Below are 16,812 nucleotides of genomic sequence, written 5' to 3' on the forward strand. Positions count from 1 at the left end.
CCGCGAGGCACTGATTTCCGCGCGTGTATGGCGGCGGACGTCCCGGCCGGGAGCCGCTTCCGTCCGGGGAGGAGCGACCCTAGCTGTGTGCGCATGACCGCCATTACTCCGCTCTTGATTCCGCTGCCCGGCCTGCGCGTGCAGGCGCTGGAGGCCGGCCCCTCCGATGGGCCGCTGGTGCTCCTGCTCCACGGTTTCCCCGAGCTGTCCGAGAGCTGGCGCGAGGTGCTGCCCCGGCTGGCCGAGGCGGGCTTCCGCGCGGTGGCGCCGGACCTGCGGGGCTATGGCGGCACGGACCGGCCCAGGAAGGGCTATGACACCGGTACGCTGGCCAACGATGTCGTCCAGATGGCGCGCTACCTCCAGCCGGACCGGCCCGTGTACCTCGTGGGCCACGACTGGGGCGGGGCCATCGCCTACCACGTGGCCGCCCACCACCCGGAGGTGGTGGACCGTCTGGCCATCATCAACGCCCCGCATCCGTTGGTGATGGCGCGGGAACTCTGGAAGCCCGGGCAGCTCGTGCGCTCCTGGTACATGTTCTTCTTCCAGATTCCGTACCTGCCCGAGCGCCTGCTCTCCGCGCGAGGGGGCGCGCTGGTGCCGCGCGTGCTGCGCGGGGCGATGGTGGACCCGTCGCGCGTGCCCCCGGGGCGTCTGGCGGAGTACGAGGCCAACTTCTCGAGCCGGGAGGCGGCGCGCGCGGCCATCGACTACTACCGCCAGGCGTTCCGCCGCAACCTCTCTCCCAGGGGGCTGCGCGAGTCGAGGAACTTCCCGCGCATCCGCGCGCCCTTCCTGCTCATCTGGGGCGAGCAGGACATCGCCCTGCGCAAGTCGCTCACGAAGGGGTTGGAGCCGTACTTCGAACAGCGGCCCGTCGTGCACTACCTGCCCGAGGAGGGCCACTTCGTGCCGTTGGAGGCCCCGGAGAAGGTGGCGGCGCTGCTCCTCGAGCACTTCTCCGCGGAGCGTCCCGTGGAGGAGGAGTGGGCCTCGCGAGAGGACATGCACGCAGGGGAGCCGCGGCCCCCGGCGTGAGACGTCCGGCTCACTCCTCCCGGGCTCACTCCTCCCGGGCTCACTCCTCGAGGTAGAGCTTGCGCACCAGTTCCTCGTATTTCTCCGGCGGGAGGTTGGCCTTCTCCAACGCCTGCCGGAGCTGCTCGCCCTTCTTGTACACGGCCGAATAGCCGCACTCGGGGAGGAACTCCGGCAGCGCCGAGTAGGCGAGGTTGCGCGGGTAGTCCCTGCACATCCCCGGCCGGCTGTCGTAGGAGTCGCACTGCTTCGTCACCGGATCATAGTGCGTGCAGCGGAAGACGAAGAGCTTGTGCCGGCGGTCCTCGCTCACGTACTCGAAGCCGTTCACGAGCCGGTGCCAGGTGAGCGTGAGCCAGCGCAGCGAGCGCAGGTGGAACACGGGCCGGCTCACGGCGATGACGGGCGTCTCGCAGCAGCGGCCACAGCCATTGCAGGCCCCGGTGAGGCGGTAGCGCGGCTCGCCCTGGGCGCGCAGCACCAGGCGCGTCAGGGAGAGGTCGATGGTGTAGCGGATCAACGCGAGCCGTTTGATGGCCCGGCGGATGAGCCCATCCCTCATGGTGGGGCCAGTCTACCAGAGGGGCCGTTCACGACGCTTCCTCGGCCAGGAGGTAGGGGAGCTCCAGCGTGAACGTGGCCCCATGTCCGGGCCCCTCGCTGTGCGCCACCAGCGAGCCCCCCAGCTCCTGGGCCGCCAGGGCGCTGGAGTGCAGGCCGAAGCCGTGCCCGTCCTCGCGGGTGGTGAAGCCGTATTGAAAGATGCGGGTGCTCAGCTCGGGGGCGATGCCCATGCCGTTGTCCCGCACCTCGATGCGGACGCGCTGGGTGGGGGTGCGCTCCATCTTCACGGTCAGCCGCCGAGCATCCACGGGCACCGGCTCCAGGGCGTACCCGGCGTTGCTGATGAGGTTGACGAGGATCATCAGCACCTTGTGCTTGTCGGTCATCAGGGGCGGCAGGGGAGTCATGTCCCGCTCCACCTTCACCTGGTGGCGGGTGAGCCCGTCCGAGTTGATGCGCAGCGCGTCCTCCACCAGCGCGTCCAGGTGGACGGGCTCGTCGTGCACCCGGGGCGTGCGGGCATAGTTCTGCTGCACCTTGACGATGTCGCCGATGTGCTCGGTGTACCGGCCCACGTCGTCGAGCAGGGTGAGGACCTCCCTGCGCTCCTCCAGCAGGTTCTGCCCCAGCCTGCTCAGGAAGGGCGTCACGTGCTGGCCGCGCTCGTCCCGGGTGAGGAAGGAGCAGAGGTTGGCCTGGTTCTCCTCGAGCATGTCCGCCACCCGGCTCACCTGCTCGAGCCGCATCCGGCTCATCCGCTCCCGGGCGAGCTGCGCGGAGGCATAGACGCTGGTGAGCACGTTGCCCACGTTGTGCAGCACGTTGGTGGCGATCTCCGCCATGCCCGCGCGCCGGGCCGTCTGCACCAGCTGCCGGTGGACCTCCTTCAGCTCGCGGGTGCGCTCCTCCACCCGATGCTCCAGGCCCTCGTTGGCCTGGCGCAGGGCCTCCTCGCGATGCTGGACCTTGTCCGCCATCACCCGGAAGGCGCGGGCCAGCTGCCCCAGCTCGTCCTCGCGCGAGGTGTCCAGCTCGACATGGAAGTCCCCCGCGGCCACCCGGTCCGCGGCCCGCGTGAAGGCCAGCAGCGGGCGGGTGATCTGCTGCTTGAGCACCCAGGACATGATGACCAGCTCCACCAGCAGCGAGAGGATGCCGAGCACCAGCACGTTGCGCGCCGCCCGGACCGCGGGCGCGGACACCACGCTCTCGGGCAGCACCGTGACGAAGTTCCAGCCGGGGCCCTCGAGCCGGGCCACGCCGAGGTACTCGGAGAACTCGGGCAGCTCCACCACCGCCCGGTCCAGCGCGCGGCCGCGCACCCGCTCGAACATCCTCCGCAGGTAGTACCGCTGCTCCTCGGGGACGACGAGGCCGCCGTTCTGCCCGGCGTCACGCAGGAGGTTGTAGACGCCGGTGGAGCTCTCCTGGGTTATCTGGGGATGGGCGATGAGCTCCCCGTCGTCGCGGAAGATCATGTTGTACGCGCCGGGCAGGTGGTCGTTGATGGTGCGGGTCATCAACTCCTCCAGGAGCACGTCGTGGCCGAACGTCGCGACGTACCGCCCGTTCATGTCCAGCGGCGTGGCGACCGAGACCATCCACTTCCGGGTGCCCTGGTCCGCGTAGATGCCACTCCAGATGGTCTGCCGCGAGGGGTTGTTCTGGGGGCTGTTCGCGTTGAGGCCGAGCAACGACAGCTCCCCGCCCACGTCCTGGCACCAGGTGGGGCGCTCCGGCCAGTAGAGGATGATGACGCCCTCGGCCAGGACGACGTAGGTGTTCGTGAAGCGCGTGTGGAGGGCGGGCCCATACCAGGAGAGCACCTCATGGGCGGCCAGGATGCGCCGGCGCAGCCCCTCGTCGAGCTGCCGGCCCCGGTTGACGACGACGCCCGGCATCCTCGTGCCGTCGAAGCCCTCGGGGCGGCTGCGCACGGTGCCGTCGGGCCTCGGCCCGAAGAGCTTGTCGAAGCGTTCGCCCACGTCCTCCTTCTCCAGGGCGAGGATCCTCTCCTCCAGGGCCCTCTTGATGACGACGTGGTTGTCCTGTGCCAGCACGAAGAGGGTCTGCTCGCGCTGGCTGCGCTCCGACACATGCCGCTCCAACCGCGCGAGATCCTCGGTGCGCACGGCGTTGAGCAGGTGGAGGTAGCTGACGAGCGTACCCAGGGCGATGACCCCGGCGATGCGTACGCCCATCTTGAGCAACGTCGAGCGGGACAGGGAGGGAGGGGGGCGGGGGGGCGACATGAAGCGACCTGGCTCGAGCGGGTGTTCCTCCACTGAACAGTACGCTTTTCCTCGGCGGCGCGAATGTTCATTCCAAGCACGCTGCCGTGTTCCAGGCGCGCTGCACTGCCAGTGGGGTGCGTCAACGGTGGCTTGGCGGGGGCGGTACCCCGTGCTTCAAATCCCCTCCATCTCATCTTCAACAGTTGGGGGAGCTCGCAATGAAATCGTCGAACCGCTCGTCGTGGTCCCTGTCGTTGGTGGTGCTCGCCGTCGCCACGCTGGCCGTCGGGTGCACGGCCAGCCGCCGCGAGGCCTACGTCCAGGAGAAGACGCGTGACTACGTGTACCGCAAGCCCATCGCCGAGGTGTGGCCCCAGGTGCGGACGCTCCTGAAGGAGAAGGAGCTGCCGGTGCGCGAGGCCCCGGGGGCGTATGAGATCAGCACCGACTGGCACCAGGTGGGCGCGCCCTCGTCGCTGGGCACCAGCTACGTGCGCTATCTGGTGCGCGGCAAGCAGCCCAACCCGACCATGTGCTCGGTGGAAATCCTCAAGCAGAACCGCGTCGAGTCCGGCCAGGGCCCCATGGGCTCGGACGGCCAGCGCGGGAACATCGGCACGGACACCACCAACATGACGCGGGACGTGGAGCTGGAGTGGGAGCTGCTGCAGCGCGTGGACCCCGAGGGGGCCAAGGCGCTGCGCGACGAGGCCGAGAAGACCATCAAGTAGAGAGCGGAGTCCGCCTCGCGCTCAGTCGCGCAGGGGCAGCTCCACGGTGAGCCCGTCGTAGGCCACCTCGACGGGCCCCTTGTACTCCTCGCGCGCCTGGGTGAGCAGCCGCGAGGGTTCCGTGTCGTGGCGGCTGGAGAGGTGCGTGAGGATGAGGCGCCGGGCGCCCGCCTCGCGCGCCACCTGGGCCGCCTCGCGCGCCGTCGAGTGCCGCGTCTCCAGCGCGCGCGTCTGCTCGTCGTCGGAGAAGGTGGCCTCGTGGATGAGCAGGTCCGCCTCGCGCGCGGCGCGCACCAGGGACTGGCAGGGGCGGGTGTCGCCGGAGATGACCAGCCGCCGGCCGGGCCTCGGGTCCCCCACCACCTCGTCGGGATGGATGGTGCGGCCGTCCGGCAGCGTCACCGGCTCGCCCCGCTGGAGCTGGCCGTAGAGGGGCCCCGACGGAATCCCCATCGCCCTGGCCTTGTCCAGGTTGAACTTGCCGGGGCGCTCGTCCTCCTGCAGCACGTAGCCGAGCGCGTTGATGCGGTGATCCACCCCCACCGCGTGCACCGTGTAGCCGCGCCGCTCCACCTTGTCGCCGTCGCGCAGCTCGTGGAACTCCACGGGGAAGGACAGCGACTCCACGCCCAGGTGCACCGCCTGGTTCAGCAGCCGGCGCGCCGGAGGCGGCCCGTAGAGCAGCACGGGCGTGTCGCGCCCCATCATCCCCAGCGTGCGCAGGAAGCCGATGATTCCCAGGTAGTGGTCCGCGTGGAAGTGGGTGAAGAAGACGGCATCCACGGTGAAGCCGGTGCCGAAGCGCACCATCTGCCGCTGGCTGCCTTCCCCACAGTCGAAGAGCAGCAGATCCGCGTCCGCCTTCACCGCCAGCCCGGAGAGGTTGCGGTGCAGCGTCGGCTGAGCGGCCGAGGTGCCGAGGAAGGTGAGCCTGAGGATGGACATGCCGGCGCTGCCCACGATTGAAGACCCTCCCGCGCAGCGGCGGTGTGCGCTGGCGACAGGCTCCATCTACCACGAGGTTGACCCCGGGGCGCTTCCCCCGCTGACGCCGCTTGCGCTATAGGCGCCACCCCCCGCCATGAGCGATTCCCTCACTGTTGCCCCGACGAAAGACCCGCGCCGCGTGCGCGCGGCCGATGGCTCCCTCCTCACCGTGCCCGCGGGCTGGGCCCTGCTGCCCCCGGGGGACGCGGGCCTCACGCGCCGGGTGAAGGCCGCCGGCCCCAGCTGGACGGTGGTGGAGAAGAAGGGGCGGAAGATCTTCTCACAGGGAGTGTGGGCGCCCGAGGCCCACATCACCGCCGCCCGGGCCGCCCTGGAGGCCGAGCGCGCCACCCCCGCCTATGCCCGCCGCCGGGAGGCGGACGTGCGCCGCCGGGAGCGCGAGCAGGCCGAGTACGAGGTGGACTTCGCCAACGCCGTGCTGCGCTTCCTCGCCTTCGCGCCCTCCTTCACCGCCCAGGCCAAGAAGCTGGCCGTGGCGGTGTCCGCCCATGCCACCCCCGTGGGCAGCGGCACCGTGGCCCGCACCGAGCGCATCCCCCTCGAGCGCCGCGCCGAGGCCGCCGTCATCGCCTGGATGCGACATCAGACGACGGCCTACGACAACCTCTCCATCGCCCGGGTGAAGGGCGCCCGGCGCGAGGTGCGCCGCGAGCTGGCCGAGGTGTCCCGCGCGGTGTTGGACCTCCACCGCCGCGACGTCCCCCACGCGCCGGCCGCGTGCCCCCTGTGCACCGCCCTGGCCCGGCTCGGCGCACCTTCTCGACTCTAGCCAATGGGTGCTCCAAGGGGCTGATCTTCCTGGGGTTCTGACGCTCCGTGCCGGGGGGACCCGAAGCGGAGATCGCCCTCTTGGGGCCTATGCCTCTCGTTGGCGCCAACACGTCTCCTTGGGGGGGCGCAGGCCCGCTATGGGGGACGCCGCTCCAGTCCCTGGCATCCGCTCCCCGGCACCTCGTGTGTCGATGCTCACCGGGAAGCGCGGGAATTTGGACGAGCCGAGCGTCGCGGCCTGAAACTGGCGAGCAGAGGCTCCCGGTGGTGAAGGCCACCTATTTAATCAGCGACACGGGGCCGCGGCTCGCCGAGGAGCAGATCCCAGTGAGCTGGAGCGGCGAGTCCTGGGGAAAACCCGGCGAATCCAGCTACAAGTACGAGCCGGAGGGCGCGTTCTTCAAGCCGGCAACGGACGTAGCACTCATCGGCCACGCATACGCCCCACGGGGGATACTACCGAGACATTGGTGGCCCTCCAGGTGGGATCGTTGAAGAAGGTCGTGCGAGTGGTGGGCGAACGCACCTGGTTCCGAAGCATGGGCCGCGTAGGCATGACGAAGCCGCTGTCCTTCGAGACGATCGAGACGATGCCCTGGTTTGGGAGCGGGCCTTCGGTGGCTGTGACCGGACGGACTCGGGCAGGCCCTCCTTCGAGGAGCGCAACCCGGTGGGCACCGGCTTCCGCGCTAGCGCACGCCACTTCGAGGAGGGGCTGCGGCTCCCCAACCTGGAAAACCCCGAGCAACCGTTACGTGAGTTCGGCCAGAAGGTAGTGCCAGTGGGCTTCGGATTCACCTCGCCGGAGAGGCCGCCACGCGCGGCGTATTCGGGCATGTAGAGCGACAGCAACCAAGGAGGTAACCTCGATGGGAGAGACGGCAGCAGTTGTGGCACCCCGCGCGGCGGAGGTGCCGATGGTCGATCAGGAAGTGGTGCGGCGCATACGGGTGCTGGCGGAGACGGGCTGGGGCCACAAGCGGATGGCGCGCGAGGTGGGCGTGGCGCGCAACACGGTGAGGCGCTACCTGCGCGCGGGCAGCGAGGCTGACAAGCAGGTGTGGCCGAAGGCGCGGCGGCTCACCGGGGGGCATCGGCGAGGCCCCGCGACCTGGGGCCATCAGTAGATGATGCAGTCGAGCTTCTCGATGACGGCCTGGAGCTCTTCCACCGTGGTGTCGTACCGCTTTGCCTCGGCTGGGGCGAGGAGTGTCAGGGCCTTGGTTGGAGGCGGTTGGTCGTGCAGGTCCTCGATGACAACAGAGCCAAATCGTCCCGGCCACCGGACACTCTTGAGTTCGCGGGCTCGCGCGATGGGGTCCAGGATGGTGAAGCAGGGCCACTTGGGAAAGCGAAGGGTGGCTGGGTCACTGCCCATGATGCGGCACCCGTCCAGGCTGGCCTCGGTGAAGTCGCAGTCCTCAATGGAGCCGAATCGGAACCAGGGGTCACTGCCGTACTCGGGCCAGTGGCCGAAGTCGCACCCTGAGAAGCGACCCTTGAACCGACATCCCTTGAGGGAGGCGCTTATCCACTGCTGGTGGTTCTTCAACTCCTGCTTCACCTCGAAGGTGCAGTCGATGAATGTGGCCTGCTTGATGACCAGACGACTGGCGGGCACCTTCAGGACGACGGTGCAGTTGCGCAGCGTCAAGCCCGTGCTGAGGAAGTAGAGGGAGTTCTTGTCCGTCAGTTCCAGCCGCTCGTTGGCAATCTCCTGGTTCTTGAAGATGACGTTCTCCAGCCACCCCACGGCCGCCCCTTTCAGAAGGTGAGCATCCGGAAGAACTCGCCCGCCATGCGGCGACCATGGCGGGCCAGATTCGACTCCGTTCCGGCGAGAATCTCGTACTGACGGCCCGTCCTGGGGTCAATCACGTCGACGCCCTGATGCTTGAACTGAAGATCTCCGTCGAATCGTTGTTTCAACCTGGCATGTACGAACCGCCCGCGGGCCTCTCGCTCCAGCAGTCGCGCCAACCAGTATTCGCCCTGCTTCTCTGCGTCTCTAATGGCGGCTTTCTCCTGTTGGCCAAGGCGATGAGGCCCCCACTCGTTGGCGGCCTTGGTGACGGCCTCCTGGAGCATGTCGCCCACCTTATCCTCGGCGGGAATGTCCGCGAGCGACCTGCCACGTGGCAAGTGCCAGCGTTGGCCGTCACTGAGTTGCACCTGCCGGTTGCCGCCCCGGTGATGCATGACGGTTTCGGCGGAGCGGCCTCCAGGGGCCATTCCCGCCCCGGAGCCCTGCCCCGTCTTGAACGTCACCACCGCCAGGGGGCCCCGCGGTGAGGTGGCCACCGTCTCCACCGCCGCCACGGCCTTGACCAGGGCGCCCTCCGTCGCGAGCGCCGTCTCCACGACCTCCACGCGCTCCATGACGGCGGCGCCACCCTGCGCCTCGAACCGCGCGTCCGCGAGCTTGAAGCGTGGAAGCGACTTCACCCGTAAGGCCACCTGTCCCAGCGTGTGCCCGCTGAGCGTGGCCACCGCGAGAATCATCGCCCGCGCCGCGTCCTCGCCCAGCACCTTCCCGAAGTCCCCACCCGCCGCGCGCAGCTCCTCGAAGGTGCTGGCGTGGTGCGCCGTGTCGGCCATACGGGCCCACCCGTCCATCAGCCCGTACACCGTCTCGAGGCCCAGGTAGCCCACCAGGAGGACGGTCAGGCCGGCGGCCAGGGCCTTGGTCGTCGGCTCGGGCACCACCCACATCATGCAGTAGAGCGCCACCGTCCAGACGACCAGGGACACGAGTGCCCGCGCGTCCAGCAGCTCGCGCCCGAAGGCCGCGCGCGTCTCGTCGAGCACGGTGCCGAAGGCCAGGGCCAGCGCCAGCGTCCGCCGGTCGTCCGTGCGTAGGTAGGGCCCGTCGTCCAACAGGCCCAGGCAGTCGCCCCCACCCCGGTGCTCACACCACTTGAGGTACTTCTTCTTCAGGGCTTCATCCGCCTCGGGAGTGAGGGCACTGTTCTCGTCCACCGGCACCAGGGTGAGGACGCGCCCTCGGTATGGCTCGGCCAACCAGTCTTCCTCCAGCACCTTCAGTAGCGCGTGGGCGGCCTCTCGTGGAGTGCTGCGGCCCAGCCGCACGTCGCGAGCGAGCCGCTGGAAGGACTGCTGGAACTCGGCCCTGGGGATGGGCACCGGCCGGGTGGCGACGGCGCTGGGCTCCATGAAGTCCACCACGTACACGGTGGCGGACTCGAGCTCAGGCTCCGCCGTGGTGGCCACATGCTCCGAGGGGGCCGACGGAGGCGTGAGCGAGTTGTAGCGGTAGCCAGCAAGGTGGCTGTCATGGGGGGCCGTGGCACACGCGAACTGGAAGAGGATGATGAGGGCCCAGGCGCGAGAGCAGAGGTCCAAACGCGCGCCCGTAGGGCGAGCACCAGGAAGACGGGTGGGCACGGCGCACCTCCGCAAGTGGCGTAACCAAGAGCCGCTAATCCGGAATTACATGGAATGCAGGTGCGCCCGTCAAGCCACGGGTTGGGCTGGGGGGGAGGATGCAGCAGGTGAGTTATGGGTGCTGCGCCATCAATCCCGGTAGGACCACGCCTGCGCCAGAGCCAGCGCAGCTCGCGGCCTCGTCTTGAGGTCCAGACTGATGTTCTTGACGGCGACGCCAAGCTCCGCGTCCAGGAGGTCCGCCGCGCGCAGTCCTCGGAGTCCGCCCGGCCCGCCCTGCCGCGCCTTCCGTATGGCAGGACCTTGCCACCCACTTCTTGGATGGCTCCCGCTCAGGCGGTACCTCCCTGACCGCCGGGCACGTCCGTACCCAGTGGATCGTGTCCGCAGGATGATTAGCAGTGATGATTTATTATATAACAAATTCCGGTATCGTTTCTGACCCGTGGTTCAGAAACCCCCTGGGCAGTTTCTGACCGGCGGGTTAGTAATGGCCGCGTCATGGCTCGTCCCGCGGATCCTCATGCCCGTGAAGCACTCATCGCCGCCGCGCGAGCGGAGTTCGTGAAGAAGGGCATCCGCGGGGCGCGCATCGAGGACATCACCGCCGCCTGTGGCCTGTCCAAGGGCGCCTTCTACCTGCACTACTCCTCCAAGGAGGCCCTCTTCGGCGAGGTGGTGGGCGAGTTCACGGAGGCGATGAACCAGCTCGTCGTCCACCGGCTGAAGGCCACGGAGCGGTTCCTCTCCGAGCAGGGCCCGCTCGAGGCCCACGACGTGGCCGAGCGCTCCGAGCGGTACGAGCTCCTGGTGACGCTGAACGCCGAGTCGGACCTGAAGCTGCTCGAGCTGATATGGGCCTACCGCGATGTGATGAACGTGCTCATTCGCGGCAGCCAGGGCACCGACTTCGAGTCTCTGGTGTGGGGCATGGTGGGCCGCGAGACGGCGCGGGTGTCCCAGGAGTTCCAGCGGTTGCAGGCCGCCCACGCGTGCCGCTCGGACGTGCCTCCCGAGGTCATCGGCTCGCTCGTCGTTGGCACCTACCTGCTGCTGGCGCAGCAGATGAGCCAGATGGAGCAGAAGCCGGACCTGGCCGCCTGGGCCAACTCCATCCACCGCCTCATCCGCGAGGGCAGCCTGCCCCCGGCCTTCACGGCCTCGGGTCCCTCGACGTTGACGGTTCCGAAGAAGGTTCCGAAGAAGGCTTCGACTTCCCCGCGCCGGTCCACCCAGGCCCGCGCGCTCTCCCGCACCCGCAGCACTCCGAGGTCATGACCGTGAAACTCTCCAGGACTCCGCTCGTCGCCGGGCTCGCCGCCGTGGGCCTGGCCTCCACCGCGCTTCCCCTCTCTGGTTGCAAGGCGGACGCAGCCGCGCCGGCCACCGCCGCCAAGGCCGCCGCCGCGCAGGAGCTCCCCACGGTGACGCTGGCCACGCCGCGCGCCGTGCAGGCCTCGCGTCGCGAGGAGGTGACGGGCACGCTCTTTCCTTCCCAGGCCCTTCAGGTGGGTTTCGAGGTGGGAGGCCGGCTGGAGCGGGTGCGCGTGAAGAAGGGCCAGACGGTGCAGGAGGGCCAGGTGCTCGCGCAGCTCAACGCGGAGATCGCCGACGCGCAGCTGGCCCAGGCGCAGGCCTCGGTGGCAGCCGCCGAGGTGGCCGCCGCCATGGCCGCGGACGTGGCCGGGCGCAACGCGAAGCTGCAGCAGCAGGGCAACGTGAGCGACGTGCAGAACCTCACCTCCACCACCCAGGCGAAGCAGGCCGAGGCGCAGCTCATGGCCGCCAAGGCGCAGCTGGCCCAGGCGCAGGCCGGCCGCCGCAAGCACGACCTGAGGGCGCCCTTCGCCGGCACCGTCACCGACGCGCCCGAGCAGGTGGGCGCCATCGTGGGCCCGGGCGCGCCCCAGTTCTCCGTGGAGAACCTGGGCACCCTGCTGCTGAAGACGACGGTGGCCGAGTCCCTGCGCGCACAGCTCAAGCCGGGCACGAAGGTGCGCGTGGAGGTCATCGGTGGCGGCGCCTCCACGGACGAGGCCGTCATCCGCACCATCATCCCCTCCGCGGACCAGGCCACGCGCCGCATCCCGGTGGACATCCTGGTGCCCAACAAGGACGGCCGCTTCGTGGCCAACACCCTGGCGCGCGTCATCCTCCCGCTGGGCGACGCGCAGGACGCCCAGTCCCTGCCCGCCACCGCGCTGTCCTCCTCGGGCGGTGACCACGTCTACGTGGTGGCCCCCTCCGGCGAGGTGCGCCGCGTGGACGTCCAGGTGCTCGAGCGCGGTGTGCGCGAGGTGGTGGTGAAGGCCGCCGCTCCGCTGGACAAGGTCATCGAATACCCCACGCCGTCCCTCACCGAGGGGACGCGCGTCTCCGTGAAGTAGCCCTCCTCCCCAGGAATTCCAGAGCGTCCCCATGCTCCTCAGCGACGTCTCCATCCGCAGGCCGGTCTTCACGGCCATGCTCTCCCTCTGCCTCATCGTCCTCGGGGTGATGGGCTACACCCGGCTCGGGACCGACCTCTACCCGGACGTGTCCATCCCGGTGGTGGTGGTCAACACCATCTACAAGGGCGCCGGCCCGGGTGAAATCGAGACCCAGGTCATCAAGCCCATCGAGGATGCCGTCGCCGGCATCAGCGGTGTGGACAAGATCCACTCCTTCAGCCGCGAGAACGTCGGCACGGTGATCGTGCAGTTCAAGCTGTCGGCCAGCCTGGACCAGGCGGTGCAGGAGGTGCGCGACAAGGTGTCGGGCATCGTCAACAAGCTGCCGCAGGACGCGGATGCGCCGGTGGTGGGCCGCGTGGACATCTCCGCGGTGCCCGTCCTCACCTACGCGGCGAGCGCGCAGGCGGACTCGCGCACGGTGCGCAAGCTCATCGAGGACAAGCTCAAGCCCGCCCTGGCGCAGCTCGAGGGCGTGGCCGACGTGCGCATCAACGGTGGTGACGTGCGTGAAATCCAGGTGGACGTCGACCTGGACAAGGCGCGCGCGGTGGGAGTGACCCCGATGGACATCGCCCAGCGCATCGGTTCGGAGAACCTGGACCTGCCGGCGGGCCGGCTGCAGCTGGGGCCCACCGAGCTGACGGTGCGTTCGCTGGGACAGTTCAAGAGCGTGGACGAGCTGCGGCAGCTCCCGGTGGCGCAGAGCCGCACGGGCGCCCAGGTGCGGCTGGAGGAGGTCGCCACCATCACCGACGGCGTGGCCGAGCGCCGCACCACGGCGCGCCTCAATGGCCAGGACGCCGTCATCCTGGAGGTCATCAAGCAGCCCGGCTCCAACACCGTGGCCCTGAGCGACGCCGTGAAGAAGCAGATGGAGACCCTGGTGCCCTCGCTGGGCCATGGCTTCCAGACCACGCTGCTCATCGACCAGTCGGTCATCATCAACGAGAACGCCCACGAGGTGTGGATCGCCCTCATCTTCGGTGGCGCGATGGCGGTGCTCATCATCCTGGTGTTCCTGTTGGATCCGCGAGGCACCTTCATCTCCTCGCTGGCGCTGCCCACCTCCGTCATCGGTACGTTCTTCGTGATGTACATGCTGGGCTACACGCTCAACCAGATGACGCTGCTGGCGCTGTCGCTGGCCATCGGTCTGCTCATCGACGACGCGGTGGTGGTGCGCGAGGCCATCACCCACCGCCTGGAGCAGGGCGAGGATCCGGTGAGCGCGGCCTCCAAGGGCACCAGCGACGTCGGTCTGGCGGTGCTCGCCACCACGCTCGCCCTGGTGGCGGTGTTCGTCCCGGTGGCCTTCATGCCGGGCATGGTGGGTCAGTTCCTCCAGCAGTTCGGCATCACCATCTCGGTGGCGGTGCTCATCTCGCTCTTCATCTCCTTCACGCTGGACCCGATGCTGTCCGCGCGCATGGCGAAGCAGCGCAAGCCCGGCGAGCACCACCAGGAGAACGCGCTGGCCAAGGCCATCCGCGGCTTCCTGGATGACAGCGAGCGCGTCTACTCGAACATCCTGCGCTGGGTGCTCGACCACAAGTGGCTCACCACGGGCATCACCGTGCTGGTGATGGTGGTGTCCTTCGGCGCCGCCAGCCGCCTGGGTGTGGAGTTCCTCTCGCCCGAGGACCGCTCGCAGTTCATCGTGCAGCTCATCCTCCCCGACGCCTCCAGCCTGGAGCAGACGGGCGTGCGCGTGGCGGAGGCCGAGAAGATCCTCAAGGACATCCCCGAGGTGACGGATGTCTACTCCATCGTCGGTGACAACGGCGATGTGAACAAGGCGCGCATCCGCGTGCTCACCAAGGAGAAGCACGAGCGCGAGCGGGGCATCCAGGCCATCAAGGAATCGGCGCGCGAGCTGCTCGCGCCCGCGCTGCCCGCCACCCGCGTCATCATGCAGGACCTGCCCATCGTCGACGGTCTGGGCGGCGACTTCTTCCCCATCATGGTGCGCGTCATCGGGCCGGACCTGGGCAAGCTCCAGGAGGAGTCCGAGCGCATCGCCCAGATTCTGCGTGAGATCCCGGGCACCGCGGACGTGCGCGTGGACTTCAACCCGCCCAAGCCGGAGCTGGCCATTGAGATCGACCGGGCCCGCGCCAAGGACCTGGGCCTGAGCGCCGCGGCGCTGGCCATGCAGATGCGCATGGCGATCGGCGGTGACGTGGCCGCCAAGCTGCGCGAGGGCGTGGACGAGACGGACATCCGCGTGCGCCTGACCCAGCGCGACCGTGAAACGCCCGAGCGCGTGCGGCAGATCGAGCTGGCCACCCCCCGCGGGATGGTCCCGGTGACGGACGTGGCGAAGGTGGAGCTGCGCGATGGCCCCAGCGTCATCGAGCACGAGAACCGTCAGCGGCAGCTCGCCGTCTACGCCCAGCTCAATGGCGCGGCCCTGGGCGAAGTGGCCAGCCAGCTCCAGCAGCGCGTGGACGAGAAGCCGTTGCCCCCGGGCTACTCGCTCGTCTACGACGGACAGATGAAGCTGATGAACGAGCAGAACGACGCCTTCATCACCGCGGGTCTGCTGGCCTTCGTCTTCATCTACATGGTGCTCGCCAGCCAGTTCGAGTCCCTCAAGCACCCCTTCACCATCATGGTGTCGCTGCCTCTGGCGCTCGTGGGTGCGCTGCTGGGTCTGTTCTTCGGCGGCTTCCACGTGTCCATGGGCGCGATGATCGGCATCATCCTGCTGATGGGCCTGGTGACGAAGAACGCCATCCTCCTGGTGGACGGCGCGCTGCAGTACCTGCGCGAGGGTGACACGGTGGACCAGGCGCTGATGAAGGCCGGCCCGCGCCGCCTGCGCCCCATCCTCATGACGAGCGCCGCCATGGCCATCGGCATGGTGCCCACCGCCATCGGCAAGGGCGTGGGCTCCGAGTTCCGCGCCCCCATGGCCATCGCCGTCATCGGTGGTGTCATCACCTCCACCTTCCTCACGCTGCTGGTGGTGCCGGTGGTGTTCGCCGCCATGGAGCGCCTGGGCTTCTCCAAGCGCGTTCCGAAGACACAGGAAGAACTCCCCTCCGCGCCTGTTCAGGAGCCCCAGGCGCAGCACTCCGGTCGCGCCGCCTGAGCGCGGCCGGGTGCCCCCCTCTTCTTCGCGTTGCCATCGCCTATGTTCATCCGAATCGCCGCCGCCGGGTCCGCCCGGCGCCCCCTCTCGCTCGTCCTCCTCGCCGCCCTCTCTCCGCTCGGCGCGCTCGCCCAGGCGCCCGCGGCCACGCCCCAGCCGGCACCCTCCACGCAGCCCGGTCTGGCGGCGGCTCCGGCTCCCGGCACGCTGCGCACCGTGACGCTGCAGGAGGCGCTCTCCCTCGCCGCGAAGCAGAGCCCGGACGTGGCCTCCGCTCGCGCCCAGGCCGCGGTGGCCGCCGCGGGGGTCCGCCGCGCCTGGACGGCGTGGCAGCCCGAGCTGACGGTCAGTGCCCAGTATGTCCGCTCCAGCGCCGAGGCCCAGCTGGACCTGGGGCAGTTCGTCGGACTGGTGGGCGGCGTGTTCAACCTCCTGCCCCAGAATCCGCAGCTCATCCCGGAGCCCGTCGTCATCACGGCGAAGGACTCGCGCTACGCGACGGCTCAAATCTCCCAGCCCCTCTTCACCCCGGCCGGCGTCTTCCTCATCGGCCCGGCGAAGGCGGGCGCGGAGGCGGCGGAGCTGGGCGCCCTGGAGGCGCGCGAGCAGGTGCTGCTGGCGGTGGCGCGCACCTACCTGGGGTTGCAGGGCATCACCCAGATGATGGACGCGGCGCGTGAGGCGGAGTCGGTGGCGCTCCAGCGCGAGGGCGAGGCCAGGGCGCAGCTCGACGTGGGCATGACGGTGGAGGCGGCGCTGCTGCGCGCGCAGACGGAGACGGCCCAGGCGCGCGTGCAGCTCGCGCAGCTCTCCGGCCAGTACGCGCAGCTGCTGGCGATGCTGGGCGCGCTGGTGGGCGAGCCCGTGCAGCCCGCTCCGCTCGACGCCCCGGGCCCCCGCTGGGACATCCCCTCCGAGGACACCAGCCCCTGGGAGAACACCTACGCGGTGCGCTCGGCCGCCAAGGTGGTGCAGGCCAACGAGGGCAAGGTGACGTACGACCGTTTCTCGTGGCTGCCGAGCCTGGTGGCCCAGGCCCGCGGCATCTACAACTCCAACTCCGGCTTCACCGGGACGAACACCACCTACGAGCTGTCCGTCGCGGCCTCGATGCCGCTGTATGACCGCGGGCAGCGCTACGCGGCGCTGCACGAGGACAGGGCCCGGCTGGAGCAGGCGAAGGCGCAGTACGAGTCGTCTCGCGCCAAGGCCCATGCGAACTGGGTGGCCGCGAAGGCCAACCTGGAGGCCGCGCAGGCCGCGCTGACCCAGGCCGAGGCCCAGGCGCAGCTCGCCGCCCGGGTGCAGCAGCAGGTGGCGGCCGCCTTCAAGGCCGGGATGTCCACCAGCTTGGAGATGTCAGACGCGGACACGCGGCGCTTCCTCGCCGCCAGTGCCGCGGCGCAGGCCCGGGCCACGCTGGAAATCCGCCGCGCGGAGCTCGCCGCCGCCGGAGGCCGCATCGCCGCCTCCATCGAGCAGCAGCAGCCACAGCAGTAGGCGGGAGGCGG

At 69.5% G+C, this 16,812-nt stretch carries 13 protein-coding genes and 2 pseudogenes; 10 read left to right on the plus strand and 5 right to left on the minus strand.

Features of this window, described 5'->3' with window-relative positions; all coding sequences use genetic code 11:
* Window positions 1–93: 93 nt before the first annotated feature.
* Entirely contained in the window at window positions 94–1,041 is a 948-nt protein-coding gene (locus JQX13_RS20320; RefSeq protein WP_203412129.1) for an alpha/beta fold hydrolase, read from the plus strand.
* A 40-nt stretch (window positions 1,042–1,081) separates the two neighbouring features.
* Here JQX13_RS20320 and JQX13_RS20325 read toward each other — a convergent pair whose 3' ends face one another.
* Both JQX13_RS20325 and JQX13_RS20330 read right to left on the minus strand, forming a co-directional pair.
* Window positions 1,082–1,603, minus strand: a complete 522-nt coding sequence (locus tag JQX13_RS20325) for a YkgJ family cysteine cluster protein (protein WP_203410607.1) — start codon at window positions 1,601–1,603, stop codon at window positions 1,082–1,084.
* A 28-nt stretch (window positions 1,604–1,631) separates the two neighbouring features.
* Window positions 1,632–3,857 carry a sensor histidine kinase gene (locus JQX13_RS20330; RefSeq protein WP_239014946.1) on the minus strand — a complete coding sequence of 742 codons (2,226 nt, stop codon included), beginning with the start codon at window positions 3,855–3,857 and terminating at the stop codon, window positions 1,632–1,634.
* 200 nt (window positions 3,858–4,057) lie between these two features.
* Between JQX13_RS20330 and JQX13_RS20335 the strand changes: the two genes are divergently transcribed.
* The gene (locus JQX13_RS20335) at window positions 4,058–4,570 is read left to right on the plus strand and encodes a hypothetical protein (protein WP_203410608.1); all 513 of its coding nucleotides are present in this window, start codon (window positions 4,058–4,060) and stop codon (window positions 4,568–4,570) included.
* A 21-nt stretch (window positions 4,571–4,591) separates the two neighbouring features.
* Here the strand turns inward: JQX13_RS20335 and rnz are convergent, their stop codons facing one another.
* Window positions 4,592–5,515, minus strand: a complete 924-nt coding sequence (gene rnz, locus JQX13_RS20340; protein ID WP_203410609.1) for a ribonuclease Z — start codon at window positions 5,513–5,515, stop codon at window positions 4,592–4,594.
* A gap of 136 nt (window positions 5,516–5,651) precedes the next feature.
* On the opposite strand from rnz, the gene JQX13_RS20345 reads away from it, so the two are divergent.
* The 4 genes and pseudogenes from JQX13_RS20345 to JQX13_RS20355 all read left to right on the plus strand — a co-directional run.
* Complete coding sequence (locus JQX13_RS20345; RefSeq protein ID WP_203410610.1) at window positions 5,652–6,347, plus strand: DUF2293 domain-containing protein; 696 nt, start codon at window positions 5,652–5,654, stop codon at window positions 6,345–6,347.
* Between the two features lie 89 nt (window positions 6,348–6,436).
* A pseudogene (locus JQX13_RS55465) lies at window positions 6,437–6,873 on the plus strand (DUF2169 domain-containing protein); the annotation flags it as partial.
* A gap of 71 nt (window positions 6,874–6,944) precedes the next feature.
* Window positions 6,945–7,190 (plus strand): DUF2169 domain-containing protein, encoded by a 246-nt coding sequence (locus JQX13_RS55470; RefSeq protein ID WP_275425016.1) that lies wholly within the window; start codon window positions 6,945–6,947, stop codon window positions 7,188–7,190.
* Window positions 7,191–7,266: 76 nt separating this feature from the next.
* Window positions 7,267–7,389: pseudogene (locus JQX13_RS20355) on the plus strand (helix-turn-helix domain-containing protein); the annotation flags it as partial.
* A gap of 80 nt (window positions 7,390–7,469) precedes the next feature.
* Here the strand turns inward: JQX13_RS20355 and JQX13_RS20360 are convergent.
* Together JQX13_RS20360 and sitA5 are read right to left on the minus strand one after the other, a co-directional pair.
* On the minus strand, window positions 7,470–8,102 hold the full coding sequence (locus tag JQX13_RS20360; protein WP_203410612.1) for a hypothetical protein: 633 nt from the start codon (window positions 8,100–8,102) through the stop codon (window positions 7,470–7,472).
* Between the two features lie 11 nt (window positions 8,103–8,113).
* Entirely contained in the window at window positions 8,114–9,754 is a 1,641-nt protein-coding gene (gene sitA5, locus JQX13_RS20365) for a SitA5 family polymorphic toxin (RefSeq protein WP_203410613.1), read from the minus strand.
* A 501-nt stretch (window positions 9,755–10,255) separates the two neighbouring features.
* On the opposite strand from sitA5, the gene JQX13_RS20370 reads away from it, so the two are divergent.
* Genes JQX13_RS20370 through JQX13_RS20385 form a run of 4 tightly spaced genes read left to right on the plus strand, consistent with a single transcriptional unit; the run spans window position 10,256 to window position 16,801 of the window.
* Window positions 10,256–11,032: a TetR/AcrR family transcriptional regulator gene (locus JQX13_RS20370; protein WP_203410614.1), complete on the plus strand. Its 777-nt coding sequence runs from the start codon at window positions 10,256–10,258 to the stop codon at window positions 11,030–11,032.
* On the plus strand, window positions 11,029–12,141 hold the full coding sequence (locus JQX13_RS20375; protein WP_203410615.1) for an efflux RND transporter periplasmic adaptor subunit: 1,113 nt from the start codon (window positions 11,029–11,031) through the stop codon (window positions 12,139–12,141). The genes JQX13_RS20370 and JQX13_RS20375 overlap by 4 nt, the downstream gene beginning before the upstream one ends.
* A 31-nt stretch (window positions 12,142–12,172) precedes the next feature.
* Window positions 12,173–15,301, plus strand: coding sequence for an efflux RND transporter permease subunit (locus JQX13_RS20380; RefSeq protein WP_203410616.1), 3,129 nt, complete (start codon window positions 12,173–12,175; stop codon window positions 15,299–15,301).
* Between the two features lie 42 nt (window positions 15,302–15,343).
* A complete protein-coding gene (locus tag JQX13_RS20385; RefSeq protein WP_203410617.1) occupies window positions 15,344–16,801 on the plus strand; it encodes a TolC family protein in 1,458 nt (485 codons plus the stop codon).
* Window positions 16,802–16,812 lie beyond the last annotated feature (11 nt).

The sequence above is a fragment of the Archangium violaceum genome, from assembly GCF_016859125.1.
GTDB classification, from domain to species: domain Bacteria; phylum Myxococcota; class Myxococcia; order Myxococcales; family Myxococcaceae; genus Archangium; species Archangium violaceum_A.

What these genes read in the sequence shown, in the direction of transcription:
- JQX13_RS20320 (WP_203412129.1), top strand. Translation starts at nt 94, where the DNA reads ATGACCGCCATTACTCCGCTCTTGATTCCGCTGCCCGGCCTGCGCGTG.
- JQX13_RS20325 (WP_203410607.1), bottom strand. Translation starts at nt 1,603, where the DNA reads ATGAGGGATGGGCTCATCCGCCGGGCCATCAAACGGCTCGCGTTGATC.
- JQX13_RS20330 (WP_239014946.1), bottom strand. Translation starts at nt 3,857, where the DNA reads ATGTCGCCCCCCCGCCCCCCTCCCTCCCTGTCCCGCTCGACGTTGCTC.
- JQX13_RS20335 (WP_203410608.1), top strand. Translation starts at nt 4,058, where the DNA reads ATGAAATCGTCGAACCGCTCGTCGTGGTCCCTGTCGTTGGTGGTGCTC.
- rnz (WP_203410609.1), bottom strand. Translation starts at nt 5,515, where the DNA reads ATGTCCATCCTCAGGCTCACCTTCCTCGGCACCTCGGCCGCTCAGCCG.
- JQX13_RS20345 (WP_203410610.1), top strand. Translation starts at nt 5,652, where the DNA reads ATGAGCGATTCCCTCACTGTTGCCCCGACGAAAGACCCGCGCCGCGTG.
- JQX13_RS20370 (WP_203410614.1), top strand. Translation starts at nt 10,256, where the DNA reads ATGGCTCGTCCCGCGGATCCTCATGCCCGTGAAGCACTCATCGCCGCC.
- JQX13_RS20375 (WP_203410615.1), top strand. Translation starts at nt 11,029, where the DNA reads ATGACCGTGAAACTCTCCAGGACTCCGCTCGTCGCCGGGCTCGCCGCC.
- JQX13_RS20380 (WP_203410616.1), top strand. Translation starts at nt 12,173, where the DNA reads ATGCTCCTCAGCGACGTCTCCATCCGCAGGCCGGTCTTCACGGCCATG.
- JQX13_RS20385 (WP_203410617.1), top strand. Translation starts at nt 15,344, where the DNA reads ATGTTCATCCGAATCGCCGCCGCCGGGTCCGCCCGGCGCCCCCTCTCG.